The sequence below is a fragment of the Mycobacterium shunyiense genome (genome assembly GCF_058270075.1).
Window position 1 is genome coordinate 562,865 of record NZ_JBZDPU010000015.1, and the last position, 25,573, is coordinate 588,437.

The window sequence follows — 25,573 nt, forward strand, 5'->3', positions numbered from 1 at the left end:
ATATGACGGTTCATGCAATATATCCCTGCTCAAGACGCAACAAGGAGCGATTGATTGCGTCACAACGGCTCCATATCGTCGAATCATGACGATTTTCGATGAAGTCATGCCTGAAACTGCGCCCGCATCCGGGTCCACAGCCCCCGCCGGGACCGCAGTGCCACCCGCGCGGACCGCGACCAACCGCCACTACGCCATGACCGCCCCGCAGTACTTCACCGTCGAATACGCCATCAACCCGTGGATGGACCCCGCAACCCCCGTTGACTCCGCGCTCGCACTGTCACAGTGGGAAACGCTGCGCCGGGTGTACGCCGACCTGGGCCACACCGTCGACCTGGTCGCCCCGCGCGCCGGTCTGCCCGACATGGTCTACGCCGCCAACGGCGGCTTCGTCGTCGGCGACACCGCCGTGGTCGCCCGCTTCGCCTACCCTCAGCGCGCCGGTGAGGCCGACGCCTACGCCGAGTGGATGACCGCCGCCGGCTACCGGACCGTGTTCACCGATCACGTCAACGAGGGCCAGGGCGACCTGCTGCTCGTCGGATCAACCTTGTTGGCCGGATATGGTTTTCGCACCGACCGACGTGCCCACGACCAGGTCGCGGCCGCTACCGGCCTTGACGTGGTCAGTCTGGAACTGGTCGACCCGCGGTTCTATCACCTCGATACCGCGCTGGCCGTACTCGACGACTCGACCATCGCCTACCACCCCCCGGCCTTCACTGCCGCGGCCCGAAAGCGTCTGACCGAACTGTTCGATGACGCGATCGAAGTGGGCTCCGCCGACGCCTTCGTCCTCGGCCTCAATGTGGTGTCCGACGGTCGGCACGTCGTGATGCCCGCCGCCGCCACGGGATTCGCCGACCAGCTGCGCAGGGCCGGCTTCGAGCCGATCAGCGTCGACCTGTCCGAACTCCTCAAAGGCGGCGGATCCGTCAAGTGCTGCACCCTGGAGCGGTATCGATGACCATGCTGGACAGAGTGGACAGCCAGGCCACCCCGGACCCTGCGACCGCAGCCGCGATCACGCTCGACGATTGCCATGTCGCCCACAACTACTCACCACTGCCCGTGGTCGCCGAAAGCGCCGAAGGGGCCTGGATCACCGATGTGACAGGCCGCCGCTACCTCGATTGCCTGGCCGCCTACTCGGCCGTCAACTTCGGTCATCGCAACCCGGAGATCATCGCCACCGCCCACGCCCAACTGGACCGGCTGACGCTGGTGAGCCGCGCCTTTCACTCCGACCGGCTCGGGCCGTTCGCCGAGGCACTGGCGGGGCTGTGCGCGAAAGACATGGTGCTGCCGATGAACAGCGGCGCCGAGGCCGTGGAGAGCGGCATCAAGGTGGCCCGCAAGTGGGGCACCGACGTCAAGGGCGTGAAGGCCGACAGCTCGAATATTGTCGTAGCGCACAACAACTTCCACGGTCGCACCACCACCATCATCAGCTTCTCCGACGACGACACTGCCCGCCGCGGCTTCGGGCCCTACACGCCCGGATTCCGCTCGGTGCCATTCGGCGACCATCGGGCGCTGGCCGAAGCGATCGACGAGAACACGGCCGCCGTCCTGATCGAACCGATCCAAGGAGAGGCGGGCATCATCGTCCCGCCCGCCGACTACCTGCCACGTGTCCGCGACATCTGTACCCGCAACAACGTGCTGATGATCGCCGACGAGATCCAGTCCGGTCTGGCCCGCACCGGCCGAACCTTCGCCTGTGAGCACTGGGGTGTGGTGCCCGACGTGTACCTGCTCGGCAAGGCCCTGGGCGGTGGCGTGGTGCCGTTGTCCGCGGTGGTGGCCGACCGCGATGTCCTCGGTGTGCTGCACCCCGGCGAACACGGCTCGACCTTCGGCGGAAATCCCCTGGCCACCGCTATCGGCTCCACGGTGGTGGGAATACTGCGCCGTGGCGAATTCCAGCTCCGTTCAACCCAACTCGGGGAGCATCTGCACAACCGGCTCACCGGGTTGATCGGGCACGGCGTGACGGCCGTGCGTGGCCTGGGCCTGTGGGCAGGAGTCGACATCGACCCAGATCTGGGCACCGGCAAGCAATTCGGCCTGGCGCTGGCCGAGCGCGGTGTGCTGGTGAAGGACACCCACGGATCGACGCTGCGGTTCGCCCCACCCCTGGTGGTGACCGCCGACGAGCTCGACTGGGCCGTTGACCGATTCGCTGACACCCTGGCCGAGGCGCGCCGATAATCGGTTGACCGGCCGCAAGGAGGCACCATGTCCGCCCCAGCCAACAACCTGACCAGCCAGATGTTGCGGCGCAGGCCGGTCATGGGAGCACCTGTCGCCCACGGCGCGTCCGACCACCTCAAACGAAGTATCGGCACATTCCAGCTGACGCTGTTCGGCGTCGGCGCCACCGTCGGCACCGGCATCTTCATCGTGCTGCAGCAGGCCGTCCCCAAAGCCGGCCCGGCAGTGCTGGTGTCGTTCCTGGTCGCCGGCGTCGCGGCGGGGCTGTCGGCCATCTGCTACGCGGAAATGGCAGCGGCCGTACCAGTTTCGGGCTCCACGTACTCCTATGCCTACACCACCATGGGCGAGTTCATCGCGATGGGCGTCGCGGCCTGCCTGCTTCTCGAATACGGCGTCTCGATGTCAGCCACCGCGGTCGGTTGGAGCGGCTATCTCAATCAACTGCTGGACAACCTCTTCGGTTGGCGGTTGCCGCACGCCCTGTCCGCGGCCCCATGGGGCGACAACCCCGGATTGATCAACCTGCCGGCGACAGTCCTGATCGTCATGTGTGCGCTCCTGCTGATCCGCGGCGCCAGCGAGTCCGCCGCGGTCAACACCGTCATGGTGCTCCTCAAACTGTGTGTGCTCGGCATGTTCGTCGCCATCGCGTTCACCGCGTTCACCACCGATCACTTCGCCGGGTTCTGGGAGAAAGGATTCACCGGCATCACCGCCGCGGCCAGCACCATCTTCTTCACGTTCATCGGCCTGGACGCGGTGTCCACTGCAGGCGACGAGGTGAAGAACCCGCAGAAGACCATGCCGCGGGCGATCCTCGGAGCACTGATCGTCGTCACCAGCATCTACATCCTGGTGGCGTTCGCCGGTCTGGGCACGCAGTCCGCCGACGAGTTCGGGTCCGACGAGCAGTCCGAGGCCGGGCTGTCGGTGATGCTCACCAACATCCTGCACGGCCAGACCTGGGCCAGCACCGTGCTGGCCATGGGAGCGGTGATCTCGATCTTCTCGGTGACCCTGGTGGTGATGTACGGCCAGACCCGCATCCTGTTCGCGATGGGACGCGACGGCCTGCTGCCGCCGATGTTCGCAAAGGTGAACCCGCGCACCATGACTCCGGTGAACAACACCATCGTGGTGGCCATGGTGACCGGCACCCTGGCCGGGTTGGTGCCGCTGGACTACCTGTGGGACCTGGTGTCGATCGGCACCCTGGTGGCATTCATCGTGGTGTCGGTCGGGGTGATCATCCTGCGGGTGCGTGAACCGGATCTTCCGCGGGCCTTCAAGGTTCCCGCTTACCCGGTGACACCGGTCCTTTCGGTGCTGGCCTGTTTGTTCGTGCTCTACGGCCTGCCACACATCACCTGGCTCTGGTTCAGCCTCTGGGTCGCCTTCGTCCTGGCGTTCTACCTGCTGTGGAGCCGCCATCACAGCGCACTGAACGACGGCGGTGACGGCTACATCCCGGGTGCGGCGGCCGGCGAGGACGACGTCATGACCACTCCCGGAGCCGAGGACAGCCGATGACCGTCGTCGTCGGGTATCTGGCCGGCAAGGGCGGAGCGTCGGCGCTGCACCTCGCAGTCGGCGCGGCTCGCACCCTGAACACCTCACTGGCCGTGGCCACCGTCGTACCGCGTCCGTGGCTGAACCCGTCACCGGCGCGCGTCGACGCCGAATATGCCGAGTACGCAGCGCAGTTGGCAGCCTCATCGGCCGATCAGGCGCGGCAACACGTGTCCGCACTCGACGATCGTCTCGACGTCAGCTTCCACAAGTTCGCGCACCGGTCGGTTTCCGGCGGACTGCTGGAAGCCGTCGATTCGCTCGGCGCCGAGGTGCTCGTTCTCGGTTCGGCGTCCGATGGCCAACTGGGCCAGGTGGTGGTCGGTTCGACCGCCGACCGGCTGCTGCACTGCTGCCCGGTTCCGTTGGCGATCAGCCCGCGCGGGTACCGCCGGCCGAAATCTGCTGCGCTGGCACGTATCACGTGCGCCTACCCCGGCTCGCTCGAAGCGGTGGCGGTGGTTCAGCAGGTCGCCGACCTGAGCCGGCGACTGGCTACGCCGATGCGGCTGGCGACATTCGCAGTGCGGGGACGCAACATGTACCCACCGACCGTCGGGCTACATGCCGAGGACGCGATCCTGCAAGAGTGGGTGAAACAGGCCCGGCAGGCGATGATCTGGCTGAGAGACGAGAAGGTGATCGGCGAGGACGTCGATCTGAGGGTCGTCACCGGCAACGACTGGAGCGAGGCGATCGATGCCATCGACTGGATCGAGGGCGAGATCCTGGCGATCGGAACCTCACCCGGCGGCGCGGTAACCCGGGTTTTCCTGGGCTCCCACGGATCAAAGATTCTGCGGCACAGCCCGGTTCCGGTTCTGGTCTTACCGGGCTAGCCCCGGCGAGCAGACTCAGAAGCACCCCGGTTGGCCCGTTTCCGGGTACCGGGGCGTCTGCTCGCCGGGAAAGGCTCGCGAGTGGTCAGTACTTGAGCACGCCGCGGTCGACGGCGATCTGGCTGCCCGACAGCGTTGCCGAGTTGTCACTGGCCAGGAACGCCACCACGTCGGCGACCTCTTCAGGCGCCATGAAGGCCGCGAGTCCCTCGTTCTTGCCGTCGGTCACCTTGTGATACGGCATCGGGGCGAAGCTGTGCAGGAAGCTGGGGAACTTGGAGAAGATCTCGGCCATGGCCTCCGGCTCGATCATCGGAGTGTCGATCGAGTAGGGATGGATCGAGTTGACCCGGATGCCGTACTCGCCCACCTCGAGAGCCAGCGTGTTGGTCAGCGCCACCAGCCCATGTTTGGAGGCAGCGTAGTGACCGTTGCCCGGGGTGGCTTTCACACCGGCCGAGGAGCTGACGATGATGATCGATCCGCCGTTGCCTGCCTCGATCATGGCGGGCACCGCGGCCCGGATGGTCCGCCAGGTGCCGTTGAGGTTGACGTCGATGACGGTGTCGAACTGCTCGGGGCTCAGCTCCCACAACCGACCCCAGCTGAGCACACCGGCGTTGGCCACCACGATGTCGAGCCGGCCGAACTGCTCGACGCCGTCGGCCACCACCTGCTGCTGTGCCGCCAGGTCGCGGATGTCGACCTCGCGTGCGAGCACCTTGCGGCCCGCAGCCTCCACGGCGGCAACGGTCTCAGCCAGATCCTCCGATGTCGCGGCCGGATAGGTGATCGTGCCGTCGACGGGCCGGCAGACATCGATCGCGATGATGTCGGCACCCTCGTTGGCCAACCGCACCGCGTGCGCACGCCCCTGTCCGCGTGCGGCGCCGGTGACGAATGCCACGCGACCTTCCAGTGTTCCGTTACCTGCCGCCATCCCAGGGTCCTTTCAGTGAGCCTGGCCACAGGCTAACAGCAGAAGTAGAACGTGTTCCTGGCCGATACCGATCAGTGGGAGGACCGCCGATCGGGGCTGGTCACTCGGGGCCTGCGCGGCTTCATCCACCGCCTGATCAGAGATCGGCGATGATCTGCTGTCGTTTGGCCGCGTACTCCTCTTCGCTGACGGCACCCGTGGCACGTAGGGTCTCCAGTTCCTGAAGGCGTTGAGCGGTCGACGGGGCCGGCGGAGCCATGAACGGGGCCGCCGCGGGCGCGGCAGCCGAGGGCGCCGGCGCCGGTGCCGGCGCCTGTTGCGCGGCCGATGAGCGCTCGCGCGAAGAGCATGTCGCCGCGCGCCGCACGACGGCCTGAACCTGTTCGCGGGCCGCCGGGTTGGCCCGCAGATCGACCATGTTGTTGATGGCGATGCCGTGAGACTTGAGGATCTGCAGGATCTCCATCAGCGGGCCGGACTGACCGGTGAGGTCGTAGGTCTTGTTCTCCTCCGCGATCGTGAACGTCGCGGGCATCAGACCGCTGACCAGACTGCTTCTCTCCCAATCGATCCGGTACTCGTTGGTGGTCGGGTCCACCATGGCGACCAGTTTGCGGTTGGTGATCATCGGAAGCCGCGACACCGAGGCGAGCACGCGATCCTGAGTGGCGAACGGTGCGATGCCGGGTCCCGAGATCTGCAGGTCCAGCTTCACCAAAGGCTGCTCGTTGATGCGGGTGCCGGTCTCGTGGATGCCGGTGACCTGGGCCAGGGCCAGCACGCCGACCTGTTCGAGTTTCTCGTTCTGCGCCGCCGATTTCGCACCGGCGGCCGTGATCCCCAGCGCGATCAGGATGTCGATCGCGGTGATCAACAGGCCGGCCCAGAACATCCACTTCATCATCGGATCGCCGCCCGCGACGAAGTAGATGACCAGGAAGATGGGGCCGACGATGCCACACAACAGCACGAAGGCCTGAATGCGTACGTACCGCCAGAAAGTGGACATCGCAGGCTCCTGCCGTCGGTTGGGCGCCATCAGATTAGCGCCAACAGCCGCCGAGATCAGGAGTGAACGACTCCATCCGTCGAGCCGCCCACCGGCACGGTCTGCTGCTGCATCGGCGACGGGCCCAGCATCCGGTACAGCGGCCAGGTCCAGCGGTAGCCGCCGCCGCTCGAACGGGCATAGCTGGTGTGCACGGCGATAGCGGTGGCCGTCACTTCTTCGTCGTCCGAATCGTAGTCACAGACCGCGTCACCGCGATCGCACACGCTGATCGTGCGACTGCCGACCGAGGGCGACATCGGGCCTGGCGCATGGGCCAGGATCGGCCAGTCCTGCGCGACACCCTTCCTGGTGCTCACTGCGGTGGCCGTGCCCAGGTTCACGGTGGGATCGGCCGGCAGGCGGTCTCCGTCGGCGACCAACAGAGCCGCAGCCAGATTCGGGCTGCCCGCCAAGCCGGCCAGGTTACGGTGGACCACCATCGCGCCCTGCGAATACCCGGCGAGTACGACCTCACTGGAGGGGCACCGCTGGGTGAACGCCGCGTATTGGTTCCCCAGCGCCGCCACCCCGGCGTCGACACTGCTCATGAAACCGCCCCAGCCCAGCAGATCGCCGTCCGCCGGCACCGGCGCCGCCGGGTAGGCCACCGCCTCGGCCGTAATCGTCCGACCGTCCTGCTGCACCCACTGGGACAGATCACGAAGCGAGTTGTAGACCACCCGGCCCATGCCGGCGTCGACCGTGGGATCGTCACGCTCACCCGAACCGGCGACGCCGATCCAGTGCACGTCCGGGCATCCCGGCGCTGCCTGCGCCACGCCCGCCGCAAATCCGACCGCCGTGCCGGCCAGCACGACAGCCGAAGCCACCGAGGCCAATGCCCATTTCCGTCGCACCATGTCCGTCCCCAACCCGTGTAGCTCACCTATGCAATGAAGATCGTCTCACCTATCACAGCCGTTACACCGGACGCAGCAAGAACACACCGGAAATACAAAAGCGGCACTCACCCGAAGGTGAGCGCCGCTTTCGCAGTGCTAGGTCAGATCATCACTTGATGATCTTGGTAACGCGGCCGGCGCCGACGGTACGGCCACCCTCGCGGATCGCGAAGCGCAGGCCCTCGTCCATGGCGACGGGCTGGATCAGCTTGACGGAGATGTCGGTGTTGTCACCGGGCATCACCATCTCGGTGCCCTCAGGAAGGGTCACCACGCCGGTCACGTCCGTGGTACGGAAGTAGAACTGCGGACGGTAGTTGTTGAAGAACGGCGTGTGGCGGCCACCCTCGTCCTTGGACAGGATGTAGACGCTGCCCTCGAACTCGGTGTGCGGGGTGGTGGTGCCGGGCTTGACCACAACCTGGCCACGCTCGACGTCCTCGCGCTTGATGCCACGAACCAGCAGACCGACGTTGTCGCCCGCCTGGCCCTGGTCGAGCAGCTTGCGGAACATCTCCACACCGGTGACGGTGGTCTTGGTCGTGGTCGGGCGGATGCCGACGATCTCGACCTCTTCGTTGACGTTGATCACGCCACGCTCGACGCGACCGGTCACCACGGTGCCACGACCGGTGATGGTGAAGACGTCCTCGACGGGCATCAGGAACGGCTTGTCGGTCTCGCGAACCGGATCCGGGATCGACTCGTCGACGGCCTCCATGAGGTCCTCAACCGACTTGACCCACTTCGGGTCGCCCTCGAGCGCCTTCAGCGCGGAGACGCGGATAACCGGGGCATCCTCGTCGAACTCCTGGGCGGCCAGCAGTTCGCGGACCTCCATCTCGACGAGCTCCAGGAGCTCCTCGTCGTCGACCATGTCCGACTTGTTCAGCGCCACGAGGATGTAGGGCACACCCACCTGACGGCCCAGCAGAACGTGCTCGCGGGTCTGCGGCATCGGGCCGTCGGTCGCGGCGACCACCAGGATCGCGCCGTCCATCTGGGCGGCACCGGTGATCATGTTCTTGATGTAGTCGGCGTGACCGGGGGCGTCCACGTGGGCGTAGTGCCGCTTCTCGGTCTGGTACTCCACGTGGGAGATGTTGATCGTGATGCCGCGCTGACGCTCTTCAGGCGCATTGTCGATCTGGTCGAATGCGCGCGACTCGTTCAAATCGGGGTACTTGTCGTGCAGAACCTTGGTGATTGCTGCAGTCAGCGTCGTCTTGCCGTGGTCAACGTGACCGATGGTCCCGATGTTGACGTGCGGCTTCGTCCGCTCGAACTTCGCCTTCGCCACTGTGGTGTCCTCCTGGACTTGTTGGTGCTTTGGTTAAAGCAATGATGATGTGTTCAGTTGTGAGCCGCGACAGTTGCCGCGACGAGCTTACTGACCCGTCGCCTTCGCGATGATCTCCTTCGACACGTTCGCCGGAACCTCGGCGTACGAGTCGAACACCATGGAGTAGTTAGCCCGGCCCTGGGTCTTCGACCGAAGGTCGCCGACGTAGCCGAACATCTCCGACAGCGGCACCTGCGCCTTGACGACACGCGCACCGCTGCGCTCCTCCATGGCCTGGATCTGACCACGGCGGGAGTTCAGGTCGCCGATCACGTCACCCATGTAGTCCTCGGGTGTAATGACCTCGACAGCCATGATGGGTTCCAGGATGACCGGCTGGGCCGCCTGAGCAGCCTTCTTCAGCACCTGCGAACCCGCCACCTTGAACGCCATTTCCGAGGAGTCGACCTCGTGGTAGGCGCCGTCAAGCAGCGTCACCTTGATGTTCACCAGCGGGTAGCCGGCCAACACGCCGTACTGCATGGCGTCCTGCGCACCGGCATCCACCGAAGGGATGTACTCGCGCGGGATGCGGCCACCGGTGACCTTGTTCTCGAACTCGTAGGTGGCACCGTCCTCGCCGACAAACGGCTCGAGGTCGATGAGCACCTTCGCGAACTGGCCGGAGCCACCCGTCTGCTTCTTGTGGGTGAATTCGACCTTCTCCACCTTGCGGCGGATGGTCTCGCGGTAGGCCACCTGGGGCTTACCGACGTTGGCCTCAACCTTGAACTCGCGACGCATGCGGTCCACCAGGATGTCCAGGTGCAGCTCGCCCATACCGCCGATGACGGTCTGGCCGGTCTCCTGGTCCAGGTGCACCTTGAAGGTCGGATCCTCTTCGGCGAGCTTCTGGATCGCGGTGCCCAGCTTCTCCTGGTCACTCTTGGTCTTGGGCTCGATGGCCACCTCGATCACCGGATCGGGGAAGGTCATCGACTCCAGCACGACCTGCTGGTTCGGATCGCACAGGGTGTCACCGGTGGTGGTGTCCTTCAGGCCGATCACGGCGTAGATGTGACCAGCGGAGGCCGACTCGACCGGGTTCTCCTTGTTGGCGTGCATCTGGAACAGCTTGCCCAGCCGCTCCTTCTTGCCCTTGGTGGCGTTGATGACCTGCGCACCGGACTCGACCTTGCCCGAGTACACGCGGACGTAGGTGAGCTTGCCGAAGAAGGGGTGCACGGCGATCTTGAACGCCAGCGCGGCGAACGGCTCGTCGGTGGACGGCTTGCGCAGAACCTCTTCGTCCTCCTTGCCGGGGACGTGGCCCTTGACGGACTCGACATCCAGCGGCGACGGGAGGTAGTCGATGACGGCGTCCAGCATCGGCTGCACACCCTTGTTCTTGAACGCGCTGCCACACAGCACCGGGTACAGCTCGCTGGCCACGGTCAGCTTGCGGATGGCGCCCTTGATCTCGTCGATCGTGAGCTCTTCGCCGCCCAGGTACTTCTCCAGAAGCGCCTCGTCGGTCTCGGCGACCGTGTCCATCAGCTCGCTGCGGTACTCGGCGGCCTTGTCGGCCAGATCCGCGGGGATCTCGACGGTCTCGTAGCTCTCACCGAGCTTGGTCTCGCCGCGCCACACCTTGGCGTTCATCTCGACCAGGTCGATGATGCCCTCGAAGTCGTTCTCGGCACCGATCGGCAGCTGGATCACCAGCGGCTTGGCGCCGAGGCGGTCCTTGATGGTCTGCACGGTGAAGTAGAAGTCCGCGCCGAGCTTGTCCATCTTGTTGACGAAGCAGATCCGGGGCACGTCGTACTTGTCGGCCTGACGCCACACCTGCTCGGACTGGGGCTCAACACCCTCCTTGCCGTCGAAGACGGCAACGGCACCGTCGAGCACACGCAGGCTGCGCTCCACCTCAACGGTGAAGTCGACGTGCCCGGGGGTATCGATGATGTTGATCTGGTTGTTGTTCCAGAAGCAGGTGACGGCTGCGGAGGTGATGGTGATACCACGCTCCTGCTCCTGCTCCATCCAGTCGGTGGTGGAGGCACCGTCGTGCGTCTCACCGATCTTGTAATTGACGCCGGTGTAATAAAGGATGCGCTCGGTCGTCGTCGTCTTGCCGGCGTCGATGTGCGCCATGATGCCGATGTTGCGGACCTTGTTCAGGTCAGTCAGCACGTCCTGTGCCACGGAAGTCTTCCCAACTCTTTCGCTTGCTTGATTAGGTGTTCGATTGCGCGCGTACCGGCACCCGACGCTGGATGCCGGGCGCGGGTATCACCAGCGGTAGTGCGCGAAAGCCCGGTTCGCTTCGGCCATCTTGTGAGTGTCCTCACGGCGCTTCACAGCTGCACCCAGACCGTTGCTCGCATCCAGGATCTCGTTGGCGAGGCGCTCGATCATGGTCTTTTCACGCCGGGCCTTGGAGAAGCTGACCAGCCAGCGCAGAGCCAGGGTGGTGGAGCGATCGGGGCGAACCTCGACCGGAACCTGGTAGGTGGCACCACCGACGCGGCGGCTACGCACCTCGAGGGCGGGCTTGACGTTGTCGAGCGCGCGCTTGAGGGTGACGACCGGATCGGTGCCGGTCTTGTCGCGAGCCTGCTCCAGCGCACCGTAGACGATGCGCTCCGCCAGTGACTTCTTGCCGTCCAGCAGAACCTTGTTGACCAGCTGAGTGACCAGCTGCGACCCGTAGACCGGATCGTTGACCAACGGACGCTTCGGCGCGGGACCCTTGCGCGGCATCAGCTCTTCTCCTTCTTGGCGCCGTAGCGGCTACGGGCCTGCTTGCGGTTCTTGACGCCCTGGGTGTCCAGCGACCCGCGGATGATCTTGTAACGGACACCCGGAAGGTCCTTCACACGACCGCCGCGCACCAGCACCATCGAGTGCTCCTGCAGGTTGTGGCCTTCACCGGGGATGTAGGCGGTGACCTCAACCCCACTGGTCAGCTTGACGCGCGCGACCTTGCGAAGCGCCGAGTTCGGCTTCTTCGGGGTGGTGGTGTACACGCGGGTGCACACACCACGGCGCTGCGGGCTGCCCTTGAGGGCCGCGGTCTTGACCTTCGCGACCTTGTCGCGGCGACCCTTGCGGACCAGCTGGTTGATGGTTGGCATGTACCGGCTTTCTCTGTGTTGCTCTCTACTGTTCTAAGTCTCTGTACTGCAGTTATCCCCCGGCCGCGTACCCCGCGTCCGGGCGTGTCGCACGTGCTTACACCGGTGGAATTCCGATGCGTGTTAGACATGCAGATTGGCCCGGCGTGCGGGCACGCTTGCGAAACACTCAGCCGCAGGCGTCTTCCGGCCAGGCACGATCTACCACGATACCAGGGCTGGCCTCGCCGAACCAAACCCGCTCACGACGACCTATCCCCAGGTCAGACGCTACGACTCTCGCTGCCCCATACCGGCGGCCAGTCGTCGCAGCATATCGGTGAATACCGCATCGGTGTCGATATCGTCCATAACCCCGGTCATTTCCAGGAGTACGAAGCCGTGCAGAGCCGACCAGAACTGCAGCGCGGCGTAGAAGGCATCCTCGCCTTCCAGCCCATAAGACGTCAGCACCTGGATGACCGGTCCGGCCGCGTTCCTGGTGGCAGCCGAGTACTCCGGATCGTCACCGCCGAACGGCATCCGAGTGAAAGCCGAGTAGCGACCCGGATGGTGGTGGGCGTAGCTGCGGTAGGCGCTGGCCATCACCGACACGGCATCGTCACGGGTGCGGCCGGAGCCGACGGTGTTGAGCATCTCGATGATGTCGTCGATCACCCGCATCCGGACCGTGCGTCGCAGGTCGTCCAGGCTGTCCACGTGGTTGTAGAGCGACGGGCCCTTCGTGCCGAGCTGATTGGCCAGGGCATTGATGGTCAGCGCGTCCCAACCCTCGCGGTCCAAGAACGTCAACGCCGCATTGACAATCGCGTCACGGCTGAGCTTCGTGGTCCGCGCCGGCCGTGACGGAGAGCGTCGAGTGCCAGCCGCCTGTGGCTCCGGCCGAGCTGACATGTAGGTACTGCCTTCGAGTCGATGTGATCGACCCCACCGTTGGGGTCGCCGTGAAACTGTAGCCCCTCAGACAGCGCAGATCAGTTGACCCGGCCCTGACTGAGCCGGGCGAGTTTCTCGATGACCTGACACAGATCGGGCAGCGTGGCCGGATTCATCGTCTGGATCGACCACGTGATGACGTCTTCGCCTTTGGCCACATAGATGCTGCACACATTTGCGTCGGCCGCCCGGAAGCCCTTGTTCCCGTCGATCGACAATTCGGTGAGCGTGCGTCCGGCCCGGGTCTCCAATGTCCGTTCGGTGTCCATGTCGCTGCCCCGGTACCACCACGTGGAGATGCCCATGCCGGCACCGAACGTGCCCAGCACCGAGTTCTCCTGCCAGAAGCACCCGTTGTCGCTGACCACGGCCTTGGTGAACATCGACGATCCGACGGCATCGGTGATATCGGCGTCGGTGACCCCGTTGCAGTCCGCGCCATGGAAACCGCCGCCGGGAGCTGCAGGCCCGGGAGCCGGCGACGTGTCCGACGGCCCGCAGGCGGTCAGCAACGCCACTGCGGCTGCGAAGCCGACCAAGTACCTCACGGCGAGGCAGCGATGCGTCACGGGTCAGAGTTCCGATTGCAGGGTGGCCGAGAGCAGCTTCTTGGCGTCCTGGCAGGGGTCGCCCTTGGCAGCCGGTCCGGCACCGGCCGCGCGACGGAACTGCACCCACCAGCTGATGACGCCCGATCCGGCCGAGGCGGTCGCCGAGCAGGCCGCGCCGGTGACATCGCGACGGGCGAGGAATGCCTGGTGCCGCTCCACCACGGTGTCGGTGATCTGGGCGTCGCGACTGCGGGCCACCGCCCGCTCCCGATCCAGGGACCCTTCTTCGAACCACGAGAAGATCACGTCGAGCATTGCCGGCCCGCCGGCGTTCGGCGTCCCGCCGGTCTTACGCGACAACACGTACTGGCACACCGCGCCGCTGTACGGGCGCACCACGTTGTCGGCGGCAAGGATCTCCTGGACCGTGCTGTCGACCAACAGACCGCACCGGTCGTCGACGTAGCCGAAACTGCGATCGGGATCGGCGGTATCGGCCGACGCACGGCGGGCAGCCCCGTCGATGGTGTGCGAACACCCCGCGACGGTCACCACGGCTGTGACTGCCACGGCAGCAGCATGAACAACACACCGACGCATTGCTGAACACGGTACCCAGCACCGACACCACACGCGACCCGTCGGCAACCGCCCGTCAAACTGACGAACACCTGCCGTCACCGCGACAGCGCCACGTACTCTTCTCGCAGCGCATCGGAAGGGGAACTCATCGTGAATTGGACAGCTGTGAGCCGGACAGTGATGGCCGGTCTGGTCGCATTGCCGTTGGCGCTCACCGTCGGCGCGCCCGGCGCCGCAGCCAAGAACGGTGACACCACCGTCACCGGCCAGAGCCTGGAACAGACAATCGACTGCAACAACGCCACGCTGCTCGTCAACGGATCCAACAACCGGGTCAACGCCTTGGGCACCTGCTGGGCGATCACGGTTCAGGGGACGTCCAACGTGATCGTCGCCGACAATGTCATCAACGACATCACCGTGTACGGCTGGGACCAGACGGTGTTCTTCAAGAACGGCGACCCGATTATCGTCGACCGCGGCCGAGAACTGGCGATGGTCAACCAGATCAGCCGCGTTCCCGCCTGACCAAGCCTGAGGAAGAAAGCAGAGGCAGACCCCGTGCTCACCCGTTTTCCCCACACCCAGCTGGTCCTCGCGGTCGGCGCCGCCGCGGCCGCTCTCACCCTGGCGGCCTGTGGATCCGAAAGCTCAGACACCGCCACCCCCAGCGCCACTGCGGGAGAGTCCGGGGTCAATGTCGAGGTCGGCAACACCATCAACTACATGTCGGTCGGCACCACGACCGACATCGACTGCGCCGACGGCAAATCCCTCACGGTGGGAGGCACCAACAACACGCTGACCGTCAAGGGCACCTGCGCGAACGTGAACATCGGCGGTTCCGACAACAAGATCACCTTCGAGCGGATCGACAAGGGCCTCACCATCATCGGGCTCAACAACACTGTCAGCTACGCGGCGGGCGACCCGAAGGTCACCAATACCGGCAGCAACAACAAGGTCAACAAGGGCTAGCTCGCGCTGGCACCGTGCCGGCCGGCTCCCCCGGCGAACCGACCGGCTCCCTCGGCCGCCTCACCCGCGACCCGGTTGATGCTGGCGAACTCGAATTCCATTGCTGCCTGCTCGGATTCGCCCCACTGATGCAGTGCCGAGAGCCGGTCGGCCCGCAGACATTGCTGTGGGAGCCGAGAGAGCTGGGCGGCGAGCTCCTCGGCATGTTCGCGGGCCTGGCCTTTCGGGACCACCCGGTTGGCCAGACCGATCGCGTGGGCCTCGGCGGCGTCGACGGCGCGTCCGGTCAGGATCAGGTCCATGGCGCGGCTCTGCCCGATCAGCCGGGGCAACCGGACGGTGCCGCCGTCGATCAGTGGCACTCCCCACCGGCGGCAGAACACGCCCATCACCGCATCCTCGTCGACCACGCGCAGGTCACACCACAGGGCCAGCTCCAATCCGCCGGCCACGGCGTGGCCGCTGATCGCGGCGATCACCGGCTTGGACAACACCATTCGGCTCGGTCCCATCGGCCCGGGTCCGGCAGGGTCCAGCCGGTTCACCTGAGGTGTGCCGAAAGCTTTGAGGTCGGCACCGGCGCAGAAGGTTCCACCGGCCCCGGTCAGTACCGCGACCGCCGCGTCGTCGTCGGCGTCGAACTGCTCGAACGCGGCGAACAGGGCCGCCGCGGTAGGACCGTCGACCGCATTACGGGCGTGCGGGCGGTCGATGATGACCGTGGTCACCGCCCCGTTGCGTTCGACCCGGACAGCTTCGGTCACGTCGCCTCCATGAGTTTGTCGTCGCGGGACGCGACATGTTCAGCACCGTCGCGGGACGCGACATGTTCAGCACCGTCGCGGGACGCGACATGTTCAGCACCGTCGCGCCGATCGACGAGTTCGGCAGCGAAGTCGTTGTAGGCCTTGCGCAATTCAGCGCCCGGCCAACTTGCCGGCAGCAGCTCGTCGGGCAGTACGGGGTCCGAGAGCAGGTGGCGCACGATGCCCGCGGCCGCACCGAACCGTCCTGGAACGTCGGCCGCGTCAGCCATCTCGTCCAACAAGTGCTCGCCGGTGCGCCGCCAGCCGGGAAGGTCCCACAGCGCGGCGACCAGGCCGGCCGGATCGTCGTCCCGGGTGTGCAGGACCCGCACCCGATGGGTGATCTCCTGCGGCAACGCCTGGTCGAGATTGTCCGGGCGCATCCACACGCCCTCGCGCAGCTCACCGAACCGATACTGCTGCAGGGTGTTCCGCAACGACGCACGGGTACGGGCGTCGGTACCGACGCTGGTGATGACCAGCGTCAGCCATTGACCGCCATACTCACGCAACCGGGGATCGATCGCGTCGTCCTGGCGGCGCTGACGGGTCAGCAGCCGGTCCGACAGTCGGTAACCGTCCTCGGAGCGAACCAGGTCACCGGCACTGACCATGCGCGTCAGCGCCACCCGCAGCGTCGGCTCTCTGATGTCGAAATCGGCTGTCAGCCTGATCAGCTCGGCGGCACTCGCCCATGCCGGATGCGCGCCGAGCAGCACGCTCAGCACCACCGAGCGGGCCGTCATCCGTTTGAGCGCGGACATCTCAGACCCCGGAAGACCTGCGCCCGTAGTCACCCATCGGTTCGTCGCGATGGCGCACCGCTTCACGGAAGCCGTGTTCGACGGCGTCGGCCACGAAGGCGTGTCCTTCGGGAGTGTGCCGGGCGATGCCGTCGAACACCGTACTGACCATCCGACTGGTGGCAACACCCTGCTGCAGCAAGGCGGAGTTGCAGGCCAGCTTGGCCATGATGAGCTGGTTGACGGGCATCGCGGCGATGCGCGCGACGAGACGCTCGGTGCGCTCGTCCAGATCCTCGGGCTCAGGCGCCTCCACGGCCAGACCCCATTCGGCGGCCTGCGCGCCGGTGATGCAATCACCGGTGAACAGAAGGCGTTTGGCGCGTTGATCCCCCAGCCGGTGCGCCCACAGGCCAGCGGCCGGAACGCCCCATACCCGCATGGGCGGATAGCCGATCTTGGCGTCGGCGGCGGCGATCACCTGGTCAGCGTGCAACGCGATGTCGGTACCGCCGGCCACGCAGTAGCCGTGGATCTTGACCACGGTCGGCTTGTCGGCATGCATCAGGCTGGAGAATCCACGCACGAACCGGCTCATCATCTGGTAGTCGACCATCGGGTCCCAGGGTTGGTCCGGGAGGTGGTTGATGGCCTGGGTTCTGCCGGACAGCACGGTTCCGTCGTAACGGCCACCCCCGGCCTCGCCGGTTCCATCGGCGTAGGCCGACAGGTCGAACCCGGCGCAGAATCCCTCGCCGCGGCCCGACACCAGGATGACGTGGACGTTCGGGTCCAGGTCAGCCCGCTCGACCAGCATCTGCAGTTCCAGCGGGGTGTCGGCGACGATCGAGTTGCCTTTTTCGGGGCGGTTGAACGTGATTCGTGCGATCCGGTCGGTGACCTCGTAGGTCATCGTCTTGAGCGTCTCGACGCTCATCCCTTGACCAGCGCCCGCTCGAGGATCGGGGCGAGGTCGAGCCCGGTCGGCAGCGTGCCGAAGGCCTGACCCCACTGCCCACCGAGCCGGCTGGCCAGGAAAGCCTCGGCCACCGCGGGGTGGCCGTGCCGCACCAGCAGCGCGCCCTGCAGTGCGAGTGAGATGTCCTCGGCCACCTTGCGGCCCCGGTACTGGATGGTCTCGAGATCCGCGAGGTCGTTCTGCAACGACGTGACGTGACGGTCCAGGCGCGGATCCTGACCGGCGGTCTTGGACAGTTCGTCGAACAGCACCGCGACACTCTCCGGCCGGGTTGCCATGGCGCGCAAGGTGTCCAGCGCGCTGACATTGCCCGAGCCTTCCCAGATGCCCATCAGCGGAGCCTCGCGATAAAGCCGCGGCATACCGGATTCCTCCACATAACCGTTGCCGCCGAGGCATTCCATCGCCTCGGCGGCGTGCGGGGTGGCCCGCTTGCACACCCAGTACTTGCCCGCCGCCAGACCGATGCGGCGCAGCAGCGCTTCACGCTCGTCACCGCGCACCGCCTTGTCGGTGGCGCCGGCCATCCGCATCGCCAGCATGGTCGCCGCCTCGGCCTCTACGGCCAGGTCCGCGAGGACGTTGCGCATCAGCGGCTGATCGATCAGGTAGGCGCCGAATGCCTTCCGGTGCTGGGCGTGGTGCACGGCCCGAGTCAGGCCGGTGCGCATGCTGGTGGCACTACCAAGGGTGCAGTCCAGACGCGTCAGGTTGACCATCTCGATGATGGTCGGCACGCCGCGGCCCTCCTCACCAACCAGCCAGGCCGTGGCACCGTCGTACTCGACCTCACTGGAGGCGTTGGCATGATTGCCGAGCTTGTCCTTGAGGCGCTGCAGGAACATCCGGTTGCGGCTGCCGTCGGGCAGGATGCGCGGCAGGAAGAAACAGCTCAGGCCGCCCGGGGCCTGAGCGAGCACGAGGAAGATGTCCCCCATCGGGGCCGAGGTGAACCATTTGTGCCCGCGCAGCGAGTAGGTGCCGTCACCGTTCGGTGTGGCCTCGGTGGTGCCGGCGCGAACGTCGGAGCCGCCCTGCTTCTCGGTCATCGACATGCCCGCGGTGATACCGGCTTTCGTCGTCGCGAGCTTCAGTTCGGGGTCGTACACCCGGCTGGTCAGCAGCGGCTCGTAGACCGCGGCCAGCTCGGGGTTGAACCGCAGCGCGGGCACGACGGCATAGGTCATCGAGATCGGGCAGACGTGCCCGGGCTCAACCGTCCAGACCGAGGTCTTCGCGGCCCGCACCACGTGCGAGCCCTCACGATCATCGGCCCACGGGGCTCCGTGCAGACCGTGGGTGACAGCCACGTTCATCAGCTCGTGATAGGCCGGGTCGTATTCGACCTCGTCGATCCGGTTGCCGTAGCGGTCGTGGGTGTGCAGCACCGGCTGGTTGCGGTCGGCGAGCTCACCCCAGCGCTGCGCCTGGACGCTGCCGTTGATCGCGCCCAGTTCGTGGACCTCATCGATGCCCCACTCTCCGCCTTCGCGGATGAGGGCCTCGGCGAGCACCGGTGAGGTGGCGGGGTTGTAGTCCTCCAGCGTGGGGACCTGATTGGTGACGACATGCGTATCAGCCATGCATCCAGTGTTACAAATTTCCGACAACTGCACAATAGTTGTAATAGGACGGCCACCCCGGCCAAGCGCCCGTTGTCACGCTGGAGTGGCTCTCGACTCCGGGTGCCACCCCAGCGTGACGCTCGACGACTGGGCCCACGTGCCGGGCCCGAGCGCGTCACGCCAGCGTGGCGCTCGCGGTCGACGGCCACGCTGGCGTGACAGAAACTGGCCTGGCAGAACGGGCGTGACAAACGCGTCAGAACTGGCGTGGCAACAGAGTCACCCCGGCCGATCGCCCTTGGCGGCGAATCAGGCCGGGTCGAGTCCTCCGACGACGGTCGGTACGTCCTCGTTGTCGCGGGCTTGTTCGTCGCGCTCCGCCGAGCCTGCAGCCCGCCGCACTTCGTACCGGTTGAGCGCGAACAACACCACGGCCGCCAAGGTCCAGCCGAGCAGGATGTCGACCACGTAGTGCTCGGCGGTGTAGACGAGTGTGAAGGCCATGATGAGCGGATAGGCCACCAACAACGGCCGCCATCCGCGGTTCACCCGGTTCCACAGGAACACCGCTACCGCCGCGGTCAGACCGGCGTGCAGGGACGGGATGGCCGCGACCAGGTTCACGCTGGCCTGGCCCTGGTCGATCAATGCCGTCGCGGTATGCAGGTGGAGCTTGCCCCAACCGCGGGTGACGATCCGTTCGATCCAGTCGTGCGCACCGTCCTGACTGCCCTGCATGGCGCCGAGCAGGCCTCCGTCGACGGCTTCGCGCGCCGATCTGAACATGCACCCCGGGCCCGACGGGCCGCCGTCGACATCGTCGGCGGTGCATCTCGCCGCGGCCCACGGCGGCGCGGCAGGCAACAGCGCATAGATGACCAGCGCCGCGAACGACAGTCCGACGAACAAACGCACGAACCGCTTCCACTCCTCGCGGTCACGCAGCCACAGCACACCGGCCACGACGTAGGGAAGGATGAAGAAAGACATGTACACCGTGCTGATCACGACTTCCCACCACGGCGGGTGGAGCATTTTCAACCGCTCCTGCAGCCACACCGTGGGCACCGTGCCGAAGAACATCCACCGATCCGCGTCGACCTGCCAGTGCCACAGCGTCGGCCGGCCGACCAGGGTCGCAGCGCCCCGGCTCAGGTCGTAAGCGGCCAGCACCAGTGCGAATGGCAGCCAGTCGCGGATGACGTAGAGCATTCGGCGCCCCTGCCCGATACTCGCGGCCAGCAGGCCGGCCGCGATGTAGAGCAGCAACAATTCCCGGTTGAAGGCGAAGCCGTCGGTGACGGTGCGGTAGATGACCACAGCCGCCCACCCGGCGATCGCGCAGTACCGCAGTATGCGCAGCCGACTGGCACGGTTGGTCGCGCCTGATTGCGCGGGAGCTTCTTCGGTTACCGAATCATCTACCGCGGTCACAGAGGTGACGTTAGTTCACCTTTGCGTCACGGTGCCGTTGAAAACGGTTCAAGTTGCCGAACGTGTCAGCCGGCGTGCTCGCGGAGAAACGCGATGTCGTCCTTGCGTCCCTCTTCTGCGGTCTCACAGATCACGGGCGCATCGGCCGCATTGACCACCGCCGCCAGCAACTGCGGATCGATCTGCCCGGCACCGAAATTGGCATGACGGTCGGCGCCCGAGCCGGCCGCATCGCGCGAGTCATTGCAGTGCACGAGGTCGATGCGTCCGGTGATGCCCTTGATCCGGTCTACCGCGTCGATCAGCGCCTCCCCCGCCGCCCACGCATGGCAGGTGTCGAGACAGAAGCCAATTCCTTTGTCCCCGATGTGATCCCACAACCGGCTGATCGTGTCGAAATGCCGCGCCATGGCGTGATCCCCGCCTGCGGTGTTCTCCAGGTACACCGGCACGTCGGTGTTCAGATAGTCCAGCGCCTTGGCCCATCGCTCGAACCCGGCGTCCATGTCGTTGTCGTCAGCGTGGCCGCCGTGCACGATCACCGCGGTCGCGCCGATCTCGGCGGCGGCGTCGCACGTGTCCTGCAGGATCTTGCGGGACGGGATCCGCACCCGGTTGTTGGCCGAGGCCACGTTGATCAGGTACGGCGCATGCACGTACAACGGCACCGCCGAGGCCTTGAGCACCTCGGCGTCCTCGCGGGGCCTGGGTTTTTTCCAGCTCTGCGGGTTGCCGAGGAAGAACTGCACCACGTCGGCGCCGTCTGCGGCGGCCGCGGCCAATGGATCGGTGTTGTCTACATGCGAGCCGATGAGCACGCCGCCAAGTCTAGGCGGGCTCGGTGACAGTCCCGCTCTGTCACGCTGGAGTGGCCGTCACGCTCGAGTGTCACGCTGGAGCGGCAAGCCCAGACCGCCGGACCGCGCCCACTTCTCGAGCGTCACGCTGGAGTGGCGGTCGATGTCGGGAGCCACTCTGGCGTGACAAAGCGGGCGACAAGCGGCGCGACAGCGGGCGCACCCACCGCACCCACCGCACGAAAAAGCCCCCGCCGAAGCGGGGGCTTTTCCGTAGCGAACTAGCGGTAGTCCGAGTATCCGTAATCGTCCAGCGGCACCGCAGCACCGGTGGCCGCACCGAAGTCCGGGCTGTAGTACTGATCCTCGTAGGACGGGATCGTGTACGCCGCAGCGCGGGCCTCTTCGGTCGGCTGCACCTGGATGTCGCGGTAACGGGCGATACCGGTACCGGCCGGGATCAACTTACCGATGATCACGTTCTCCTTCAGACCCTGCAGCTTGTCGCTGCGGCAGTTGATCGCCGCATCGGTAAGCACGCGAGTGGTCTCCTGGAACGACGCCGCCGACAGCCACGAATCCGTGGCCAGCGATGCCTTGGTGATACCCATCAGCACCGGACGTCCGGCCGCGGGCTCGCCGCCCTCGGCCACGACGCGACGGTTCGCGGTCTCGAACTCGGCACGCTCGGTCAGCGAACCGGGCAGGAACTCCGTCGCACCCGAATCGATGATCGTGACGCGACGCAGCATCTGCCGGACGATGACCTCGATGTGCTTGTCGTGGATCGACACGCCCTGGGCCCGGTAGACCTCCTGGACCTCCTTGACGAGGTGGATCTGCACCTCGCGGGGGCCCTGGACACGCAGCACCTCGTGCGGATCGGCGGAGCCTTCCATCAGCTGGTCGCCGACCTCGACGTGGTCACCGTCGGACAACACGCCTTCGGAGCCGTCCTCGTGGGTGAGCACACGCAGCCGCTGACGCTTGGAGAGCTTCTCGTAGACAACTTCCTCGCCACCGTCGTCAGGAACGATGGTGATCTTGAAGAACTTGTCGCTCTCCTCCAGCCGGACCCGGCCCGCGACGTCGGCGATGGGCGCCTTGTTCCGCGGAATACGGGCCTCGAACAGCTCCTGCACGCGGGGCAGACCACCGACGATGTCGGCGCCACCGGTAACACCACCCTGGTGGAAGGTACGCATGGTCAGCTGGGTACCGGGCTCACCGATGGACTGGGCGGCGACGATGCCGACGGCCTCGCCGATGTCGACCAGCTTGCCGGTGGCCATCGAGCGGCCGTAGCACTTGGCACACACGCCGGAAGCCGAGGCACAGGTCAGCACGGAGCGGACCTTCACCTGGGCGACGCCGGCAGCCAGCAGCGCGTCGATGGCCGGGTCACCCAGGTCATGGCCGCGCTCGATGACGACGTTGCCCTTGTCATCGACTGCATCGGTGGCCAGGGTGCGGGCGAACGCCGAAGTCTCGACGTGCGCATCGCGGATCAGCGAACCATCGGGACCGCGCTCGGCCAGCGTGACGACGATGCCGCGCTCGGTCTCGCAGTCGGTCTCGCGGACGATGACGTCCTGCGACACGTCCACCAGACGACGGGTCAGGTAACCCGAGTCGGCGGTACGCAGAGCGGTGTCGGCCAGACCCTTACGGGCACCGTGGGTGTTGATGAAGTACTCCAACACCGTCAAGCCTTCGCGGAACGAGGACTTGATCGGGCGCGGGATGAACTCACCCTTCGGGTTGGTCACCAGACCCTTCATGCCGGCCAGGGTGCGGGTCTGGGTGAGGTTACCCGTGGCGCCGGACTTCACGATCGTGATGATCGGGTTGTCGGCCGGGTAGTACTCCTCCATCGCCTTACCGACCTCTTCGGTGGCGTCCTGCCAGATCTTGACCAACGACTCGTTGCGCTCGTTGTGGTTCAGCGCGCCGCGCTGGTACTTGCGCTCGATCGCCTCGGCCTCGGCCTCGTGCCGCTCCAGGATCTCCTGCTTCTGCGGCGGCACCAGAACGTCGGCCATCGAGACCGTGACACCCGAACGGGTGGCCCAGTGGAAGCCGGCGTCCTTGAGCTTGTCGACGGTCTGCGCCACCACGATCATCGGGAAGCGCTCGGCCAGATCGTTGATGATCCGGGCCTGGACCTTCTTGTGCATCTGCTCGTTGACGAACGGGTAGCCCTTGGGCAGCAGCTCGTTGAAGAGCACCCGGCCCAGCGTGGTCTCCGCGGTCCAGGCGTCGCCCGGCTTCCAGCCACCGTGCTCGGAGGAGCCGAAAAGTGCAGCCTCGACGGCGGCCGGCGGACGCTGCTGCGTCAACCGCACCTTGATCTTGGCGCGCACCGACAGAGCACCGCGGTCCAGCGCCATGATCGCCTCGGCGGGCGAGCTGTACACGCCCTGCTCCGCACGATCCTTGGCGGCGGCCACGTACTCGCCGGGGTCGCCGGCGACCTCGGTGGTCAGGAAGTACAGACCGGTCACCATGTCCAGACGCGGCATGGCCAGCGGCTTACCCGACGCCGGGGACAGGATGTTGTTCGAGGACAGCATCAGGATGCGGGCCTCGGCCTGAGCCTCTGCCGACAGCGGCAGGTGCACGGCCATCTGGTCACCGTCGAAGTCAGCGTTGAACGCCTCACACACCAGCGGGTGCAGCTGGATGGCCTTGCCTTCCACCAGCTGCGGCTCGAAGGCCTGGATACCCAGGCGGTGCAGCGTAGGTGCACGGTTCAGCAGCACCGGGTGCTCGGCGATGACCTCTTCGAGGACATCCCACACCTGGGGACGCTGACGTTCCACCATGCGCTTGGCGCTCTTGATGTTCTGCGCGTGGTTCAGGTCGACCAGACGCTTCATCACGAACGGCTTGAACAGCTCCAGGGCCATCAGCTTGGGCAGACCGCACTGGTGCAGCTTGAGCTGCGGGCCGACCACGATGACCGAACGGCCCGAGTAGTCGACACGCTTACCGAGCAGGTTCTGACGGAAGCGGCCCTGCTTGCCCTTGAGCAGATCGGACAGCGACTTGAGCGGACGGTTGCCCGGACCGGTGACCGGCCGGCCACGACGGCCGTTGTCGAACAGCGCGTCCACCGACTCCTGAAGCATGCGCTTCTCGTTGTTGACGATGATCTCGGGCGCGCCGAGGTCGATCAGTCGCTTGAGCCGGTTGTTGCGGTTGATCACGCGGCGGTACAGGTCGTTCAGGTCGGAGGTGGCGAAACGGCCACCGTCGAGCTGAACCATCGGACGCAGCTCCGGCGGGATCACCGGAACCGCGTCGAGCACCATGCCCAGCGGGGAGTTACCCGACTGCTGGAAGGCCGCGACGACCTTCAGGCGCTTGAGGGCGCGCAGCTTCTTCTGGCCCTTGCCGTTCTTGATGGTGTCGCGCAGCGACTCGGCCTCGGCCTCGATGTCGAAGGTCTCGATGAGCTTCTTGATCGACTCCGCGCCCATGGCACCGGTGAAGTACTCGCCGTAGCGGTCCTGCAGCTCGCGGTACAGAACTTCGTCCACGATGAGCTGCTTGGGGGCCAGCTTGGTGAAGGTGGTCCAGATCTCGTCGAGCCGGTCCAGCTCACGCTGGGCCCGGTCGCGGAGCTGACGCATCTCACGCTCGCCGCCGTCGCGCACCTTGCGGCGCACGTCGGACTTGGCACCCTCGGCCTCGAGCTCGGCCAGGTCGGCCTCGAGCTTCTGGGCCCGGGCCTCCAGGTCGGCGTCGCGCTGATCCTCGACGGCCTTGCGCTCGACGGCCATCTCGGCCTCGAGCGTCGACAGCTCGTTGTGGCGCATCTCGTCGTCGACCGCGGTGATCACGTAGGCCGCGAAGTAGATGATCTTTTCCAGATCCTTCGGGGCCAGGTCGAGCAGGTAGCCCAACCGGGACGGAACACCCTTGAAGTACCAGATGTGCGTGACGGGTGCGGCCAGCTCGATGTGGCCCATCCGCTCACGACGCACCTTCGCCCGGGTCACCTCGACGCCGCAGCGCTCACAGATGATGCCCTTGAACCGGACGCGCTTGTACTTACCGCAGTAGCACTCCCAGTCGCGAGTCGGTCCGAAGATCTTCTCGCAGAACAGGCCGTCCTTCTCAGGCTTCAGCGTGCGGTAGTTGATGGTCTCCGGCTTCTTGACCTCGCCGAAGGACCAGTTACGGATGTCGTCCGCAGTGGCGAGGCCGATGCGGAGTTCATCGAAGAAGTTGACGTCTAGCACGTAACTCCC

The 25,573-nt window shown here is 66.0% G+C and carries 23 protein-coding genes; 6 read left to right on the plus strand and 17 right to left on the minus strand.

What is annotated here, in order from left to right:
• Nucleotides 1–196 precede the first annotated feature (196 nt).
• Genes ddaH through AC4ELH_RS17135 form a run of 4 tightly spaced genes read left to right on the plus strand, consistent with a single transcriptional unit; the run spans nucleotide 197 to nucleotide 4,631 of the window.
• Nucleotides 197–970, plus strand: a complete 774-nt coding sequence (ddaH, locus tag AC4ELH_RS17120) for a dimethylargininase (protein WP_498886193.1) — start codon at nucleotides 197–199, stop codon at nucleotides 968–970.
• Complete coding sequence (gene rocD / locus AC4ELH_RS17125; RefSeq protein ID WP_064886306.1) at nucleotides 967–2,217, plus strand: ornithine--oxo-acid transaminase; 1,251 nt, start codon at nucleotides 967–969, stop codon at nucleotides 2,215–2,217. Before ddaH ends, rocD begins: the two co-directional genes overlap by 4 nt.
• Before the next feature lie 27 nt (nucleotides 2,218–2,244).
• Nucleotides 2,245–3,753 carry an amino acid permease gene (locus AC4ELH_RS17130; protein ID WP_498885561.1) on the plus strand — a complete coding sequence of 503 codons (1,509 nt, stop codon included), beginning with the start codon at nucleotides 2,245–2,247 and terminating at the stop codon, nucleotides 3,751–3,753.
• Complete coding sequence (locus AC4ELH_RS17135; RefSeq protein ID WP_498885563.1) at nucleotides 3,750–4,631, plus strand: universal stress protein; 882 nt, start codon at nucleotides 3,750–3,752, stop codon at nucleotides 4,629–4,631. Before AC4ELH_RS17130 ends, AC4ELH_RS17135 begins: the two co-directional genes overlap by 4 nt.
• 85 nt (nucleotides 4,632–4,716) lie before the next feature.
• Here the strand turns inward: AC4ELH_RS17135 and AC4ELH_RS17140 are convergent, their stop codons facing one another.
• The 10 genes from AC4ELH_RS17140 to AC4ELH_RS17185 form a co-directional block, all read right to left on the minus strand.
• Nucleotides 4,717–5,571 carry an SDR family mycofactocin-dependent oxidoreductase gene (locus AC4ELH_RS17140; protein WP_448448215.1) on the minus strand — a complete coding sequence of 285 codons (855 nt, stop codon included), beginning with the start codon at nucleotides 5,569–5,571 and terminating at the stop codon, nucleotides 4,717–4,719.
• 136 nt (nucleotides 5,572–5,707) lie between these two features.
• Nucleotides 5,708–6,580 (minus strand): SHOCT domain-containing protein, encoded by an 873-nt coding sequence (locus AC4ELH_RS17145; protein ID WP_498885566.1) that lies wholly within the window; start codon nucleotides 6,578–6,580, stop codon nucleotides 5,708–5,710.
• A gap of 56 nt (nucleotides 6,581–6,636) precedes the next feature.
• Nucleotides 6,637–7,482, minus strand: a complete 846-nt coding sequence (locus AC4ELH_RS17150) for a cutinase family protein (RefSeq protein WP_064886311.1) — start codon at nucleotides 7,480–7,482, stop codon at nucleotides 6,637–6,639.
• Between the two features lie 151 nt (nucleotides 7,483–7,633).
• Nucleotides 7,634–8,824 carry an elongation factor Tu gene (tuf, locus tag AC4ELH_RS17155; RefSeq protein WP_003881870.1) on the minus strand — a complete coding sequence of 397 codons (1,191 nt, stop codon included), beginning with the start codon at nucleotides 8,822–8,824 and terminating at the stop codon, nucleotides 7,634–7,636.
• An 87-nt stretch (nucleotides 8,825–8,911) separates the two neighbouring features.
• A complete protein-coding gene (fusA, locus tag AC4ELH_RS17160; protein ID WP_463805133.1) occupies nucleotides 8,912–11,014 on the minus strand; it encodes an elongation factor G in 2,103 nt (700 codons plus the stop codon).
• Nucleotides 11,015–11,101: 87 nt separating this feature from the next.
• Nucleotides 11,102–11,572: a 30S ribosomal protein S7 gene (gene rpsG, locus AC4ELH_RS17165; RefSeq protein WP_003881868.1), complete on the minus strand. Its 471-nt coding sequence runs from the start codon at nucleotides 11,570–11,572 to the stop codon at nucleotides 11,102–11,104.
• Nucleotides 11,572–11,946, minus strand: coding sequence for a 30S ribosomal protein S12 (rpsL, locus tag AC4ELH_RS17170; RefSeq protein ID WP_003881867.1), 375 nt, complete (start codon nucleotides 11,944–11,946; stop codon nucleotides 11,572–11,574). Before rpsL ends, rpsG begins: the two co-directional genes overlap by 1 nt.
• A gap of 270 nt (nucleotides 11,947–12,216) precedes the next feature.
• The gene (locus tag AC4ELH_RS17175) at nucleotides 12,217–12,840 is read right to left on the minus strand and encodes a TetR/AcrR family transcriptional regulator (RefSeq protein ID WP_055110023.1); all 624 of its coding nucleotides are present in this window, start codon (nucleotides 12,838–12,840) and stop codon (nucleotides 12,217–12,219) included.
• Nucleotides 12,841–12,920: 80 nt separating this feature from the next.
• The gene (locus AC4ELH_RS17180) at nucleotides 12,921–13,430 is read right to left on the minus strand and encodes a DUF3558 domain-containing protein (RefSeq protein ID WP_064959291.1); all 510 of its coding nucleotides are present in this window, start codon (nucleotides 13,428–13,430) and stop codon (nucleotides 12,921–12,923) included.
• Between the two features lie 24 nt (nucleotides 13,431–13,454).
• Nucleotides 13,455–14,033 carry a DUF3558 domain-containing protein gene (locus AC4ELH_RS17185; RefSeq protein ID WP_064886315.1) on the minus strand — a complete coding sequence of 193 codons (579 nt, stop codon included), beginning with the start codon at nucleotides 14,031–14,033 and terminating at the stop codon, nucleotides 13,455–13,457.
• A 162-nt stretch (nucleotides 14,034–14,195) separates the two neighbouring features.
• On the opposite strand from AC4ELH_RS17185, the gene AC4ELH_RS17190 reads away from it, so the two are divergent.
• Together AC4ELH_RS17190 and AC4ELH_RS17195 are read left to right on the plus strand one after the other, a co-directional pair.
• Nucleotides 14,196–14,543 carry a DUF3060 domain-containing protein gene (locus AC4ELH_RS17190; RefSeq protein WP_413784937.1) on the plus strand — a complete coding sequence of 116 codons (348 nt, stop codon included), beginning with the start codon at nucleotides 14,196–14,198 and terminating at the stop codon, nucleotides 14,541–14,543.
• 33 nt (nucleotides 14,544–14,576) lie between these two features.
• Nucleotides 14,577–14,993, plus strand: a complete 417-nt coding sequence (locus AC4ELH_RS17195) for a DUF3060 domain-containing protein (protein ID WP_064886317.1) — start codon at nucleotides 14,577–14,579, stop codon at nucleotides 14,991–14,993.
• On the opposite strand, the gene AC4ELH_RS17200 is transcribed toward AC4ELH_RS17195, so the two are convergent.
• The 7 genes from AC4ELH_RS17200 to AC4ELH_RS17230 form a co-directional block, all read right to left on the minus strand.
• Entirely contained in the window at nucleotides 14,990–15,757 is a 768-nt protein-coding gene (locus tag AC4ELH_RS17200; RefSeq protein ID WP_448448213.1) for a crotonase/enoyl-CoA hydratase family protein, read from the minus strand. The genes AC4ELH_RS17195 and AC4ELH_RS17200 overlap by 4 nt on opposite strands.
• Nucleotides 15,754–16,563: a PaaX family transcriptional regulator C-terminal domain-containing protein gene (locus AC4ELH_RS17205; RefSeq protein ID WP_498885571.1), complete on the minus strand. Its 810-nt coding sequence runs from the start codon at nucleotides 16,561–16,563 to the stop codon at nucleotides 15,754–15,756. Before AC4ELH_RS17205 ends, AC4ELH_RS17200 begins: the two co-directional genes overlap by 4 nt.
• 1 nt (nucleotide 16,564) lies before the next feature.
• The gene (locus tag AC4ELH_RS17210) at nucleotides 16,565–17,479 is read right to left on the minus strand and encodes a crotonase/enoyl-CoA hydratase family protein (RefSeq protein ID WP_064886320.1); all 915 of its coding nucleotides are present in this window, start codon (nucleotides 17,477–17,479) and stop codon (nucleotides 16,565–16,567) included.
• Nucleotides 17,476–19,104: an acyl-CoA dehydrogenase family protein gene (locus tag AC4ELH_RS17215; protein WP_448448211.1), complete on the minus strand. Its 1,629-nt coding sequence runs from the start codon at nucleotides 19,102–19,104 to the stop codon at nucleotides 17,476–17,478. The genes AC4ELH_RS17210 and AC4ELH_RS17215 overlap by 4 nt, the downstream gene beginning before the upstream one ends.
• Nucleotides 19,105–19,395: 291 nt before the next feature.
• Nucleotides 19,396–20,520 (minus strand): phosphatase PAP2 family protein, encoded by a 1,125-nt coding sequence (locus AC4ELH_RS17220; protein WP_448448210.1) that lies wholly within the window; start codon nucleotides 20,518–20,520, stop codon nucleotides 19,396–19,398.
• A gap of 65 nt (nucleotides 20,521–20,585) precedes the next feature.
• Entirely contained in the window at nucleotides 20,586–21,338 is a 753-nt protein-coding gene (locus AC4ELH_RS17225; protein ID WP_448448209.1) for a deoxyribonuclease IV, read from the minus strand.
• 260 nt (nucleotides 21,339–21,598) lie between these two features.
• Nucleotides 21,599–25,564: a DNA-directed RNA polymerase subunit beta' gene (locus AC4ELH_RS17230; protein ID WP_498885574.1), complete on the minus strand. Its 3,966-nt coding sequence runs from the start codon at nucleotides 25,562–25,564 to the stop codon at nucleotides 21,599–21,601.
• Nucleotides 25,565–25,573: the final 9 nt, after the last annotated feature.

Coding starts and splice junctions, on each gene's coding strand:
- AC4ELH_RS17135 (WP_498885563.1), top strand. CDS start 3,750: ATGACCGTCGTCGTCGGGTATCTGGCCGGCAAGGGCGGAGCGTCGGCG.
- AC4ELH_RS17150 (WP_064886311.1), bottom strand. CDS start 7,482: ATGGTGCGACGGAAATGGGCATTGGCCTCGGTGGCTTCGGCTGTCGTG.
- ddaH (WP_498886193.1), top strand. CDS start 197: ATGACCGCCCCGCAGTACTTCACCGTCGAATACGCCATCAACCCGTGG.
- rocD (WP_064886306.1), top strand. CDS start 967: ATGACCATGCTGGACAGAGTGGACAGCCAGGCCACCCCGGACCCTGCG.
- AC4ELH_RS17205 (WP_498885571.1), bottom strand. CDS start 16,563: ATGTCCGCGCTCAAACGGATGACGGCCCGCTCGGTGGTGCTGAGCGTG.
- rpsG (WP_003881868.1), bottom strand. CDS start 11,572: ATGCCGCGCAAGGGTCCCGCGCCGAAGCGTCCGTTGGTCAACGATCCG.
- AC4ELH_RS17140 (WP_448448215.1), bottom strand. CDS start 5,571: ATGGCGGCAGGTAACGGAACACTGGAAGGTCGCGTGGCATTCGTCACC.
- AC4ELH_RS17185 (WP_064886315.1), bottom strand. CDS start 14,033: ATGCGTCGGTGTGTTGTTCATGCTGCTGCCGTGGCAGTCACAGCCGTG.
- AC4ELH_RS17215 (WP_448448211.1), bottom strand. CDS start 19,104: ATGGCTGATACGCATGTCGTCACCAATCAGGTCCCCACGCTGGAGGAC.
- AC4ELH_RS17210 (WP_064886320.1), bottom strand. CDS start 17,479: ATGAGCGTCGAGACGCTCAAGACGATGACCTACGAGGTCACCGACCGG.
- AC4ELH_RS17130 (WP_498885561.1), top strand. CDS start 2,245: ATGTCCGCCCCAGCCAACAACCTGACCAGCCAGATGTTGCGGCGCAGG.
- AC4ELH_RS17145 (WP_498885566.1), bottom strand. CDS start 6,580: ATGTCCACTTTCTGGCGGTACGTACGCATTCAGGCCTTCGTGCTGTTG.
- AC4ELH_RS17175 (WP_055110023.1), bottom strand. CDS start 12,840: ATGTCAGCTCGGCCGGAGCCACAGGCGGCTGGCACTCGACGCTCTCCG.
- AC4ELH_RS17190 (WP_413784937.1), top strand. CDS start 14,196: ATGGCCGGTCTGGTCGCATTGCCGTTGGCGCTCACCGTCGGCGCGCCC.
- rpsL (WP_003881867.1), bottom strand. CDS start 11,946: ATGCCAACCATCAACCAGCTGGTCCGCAAGGGTCGCCGCGACAAGGTC.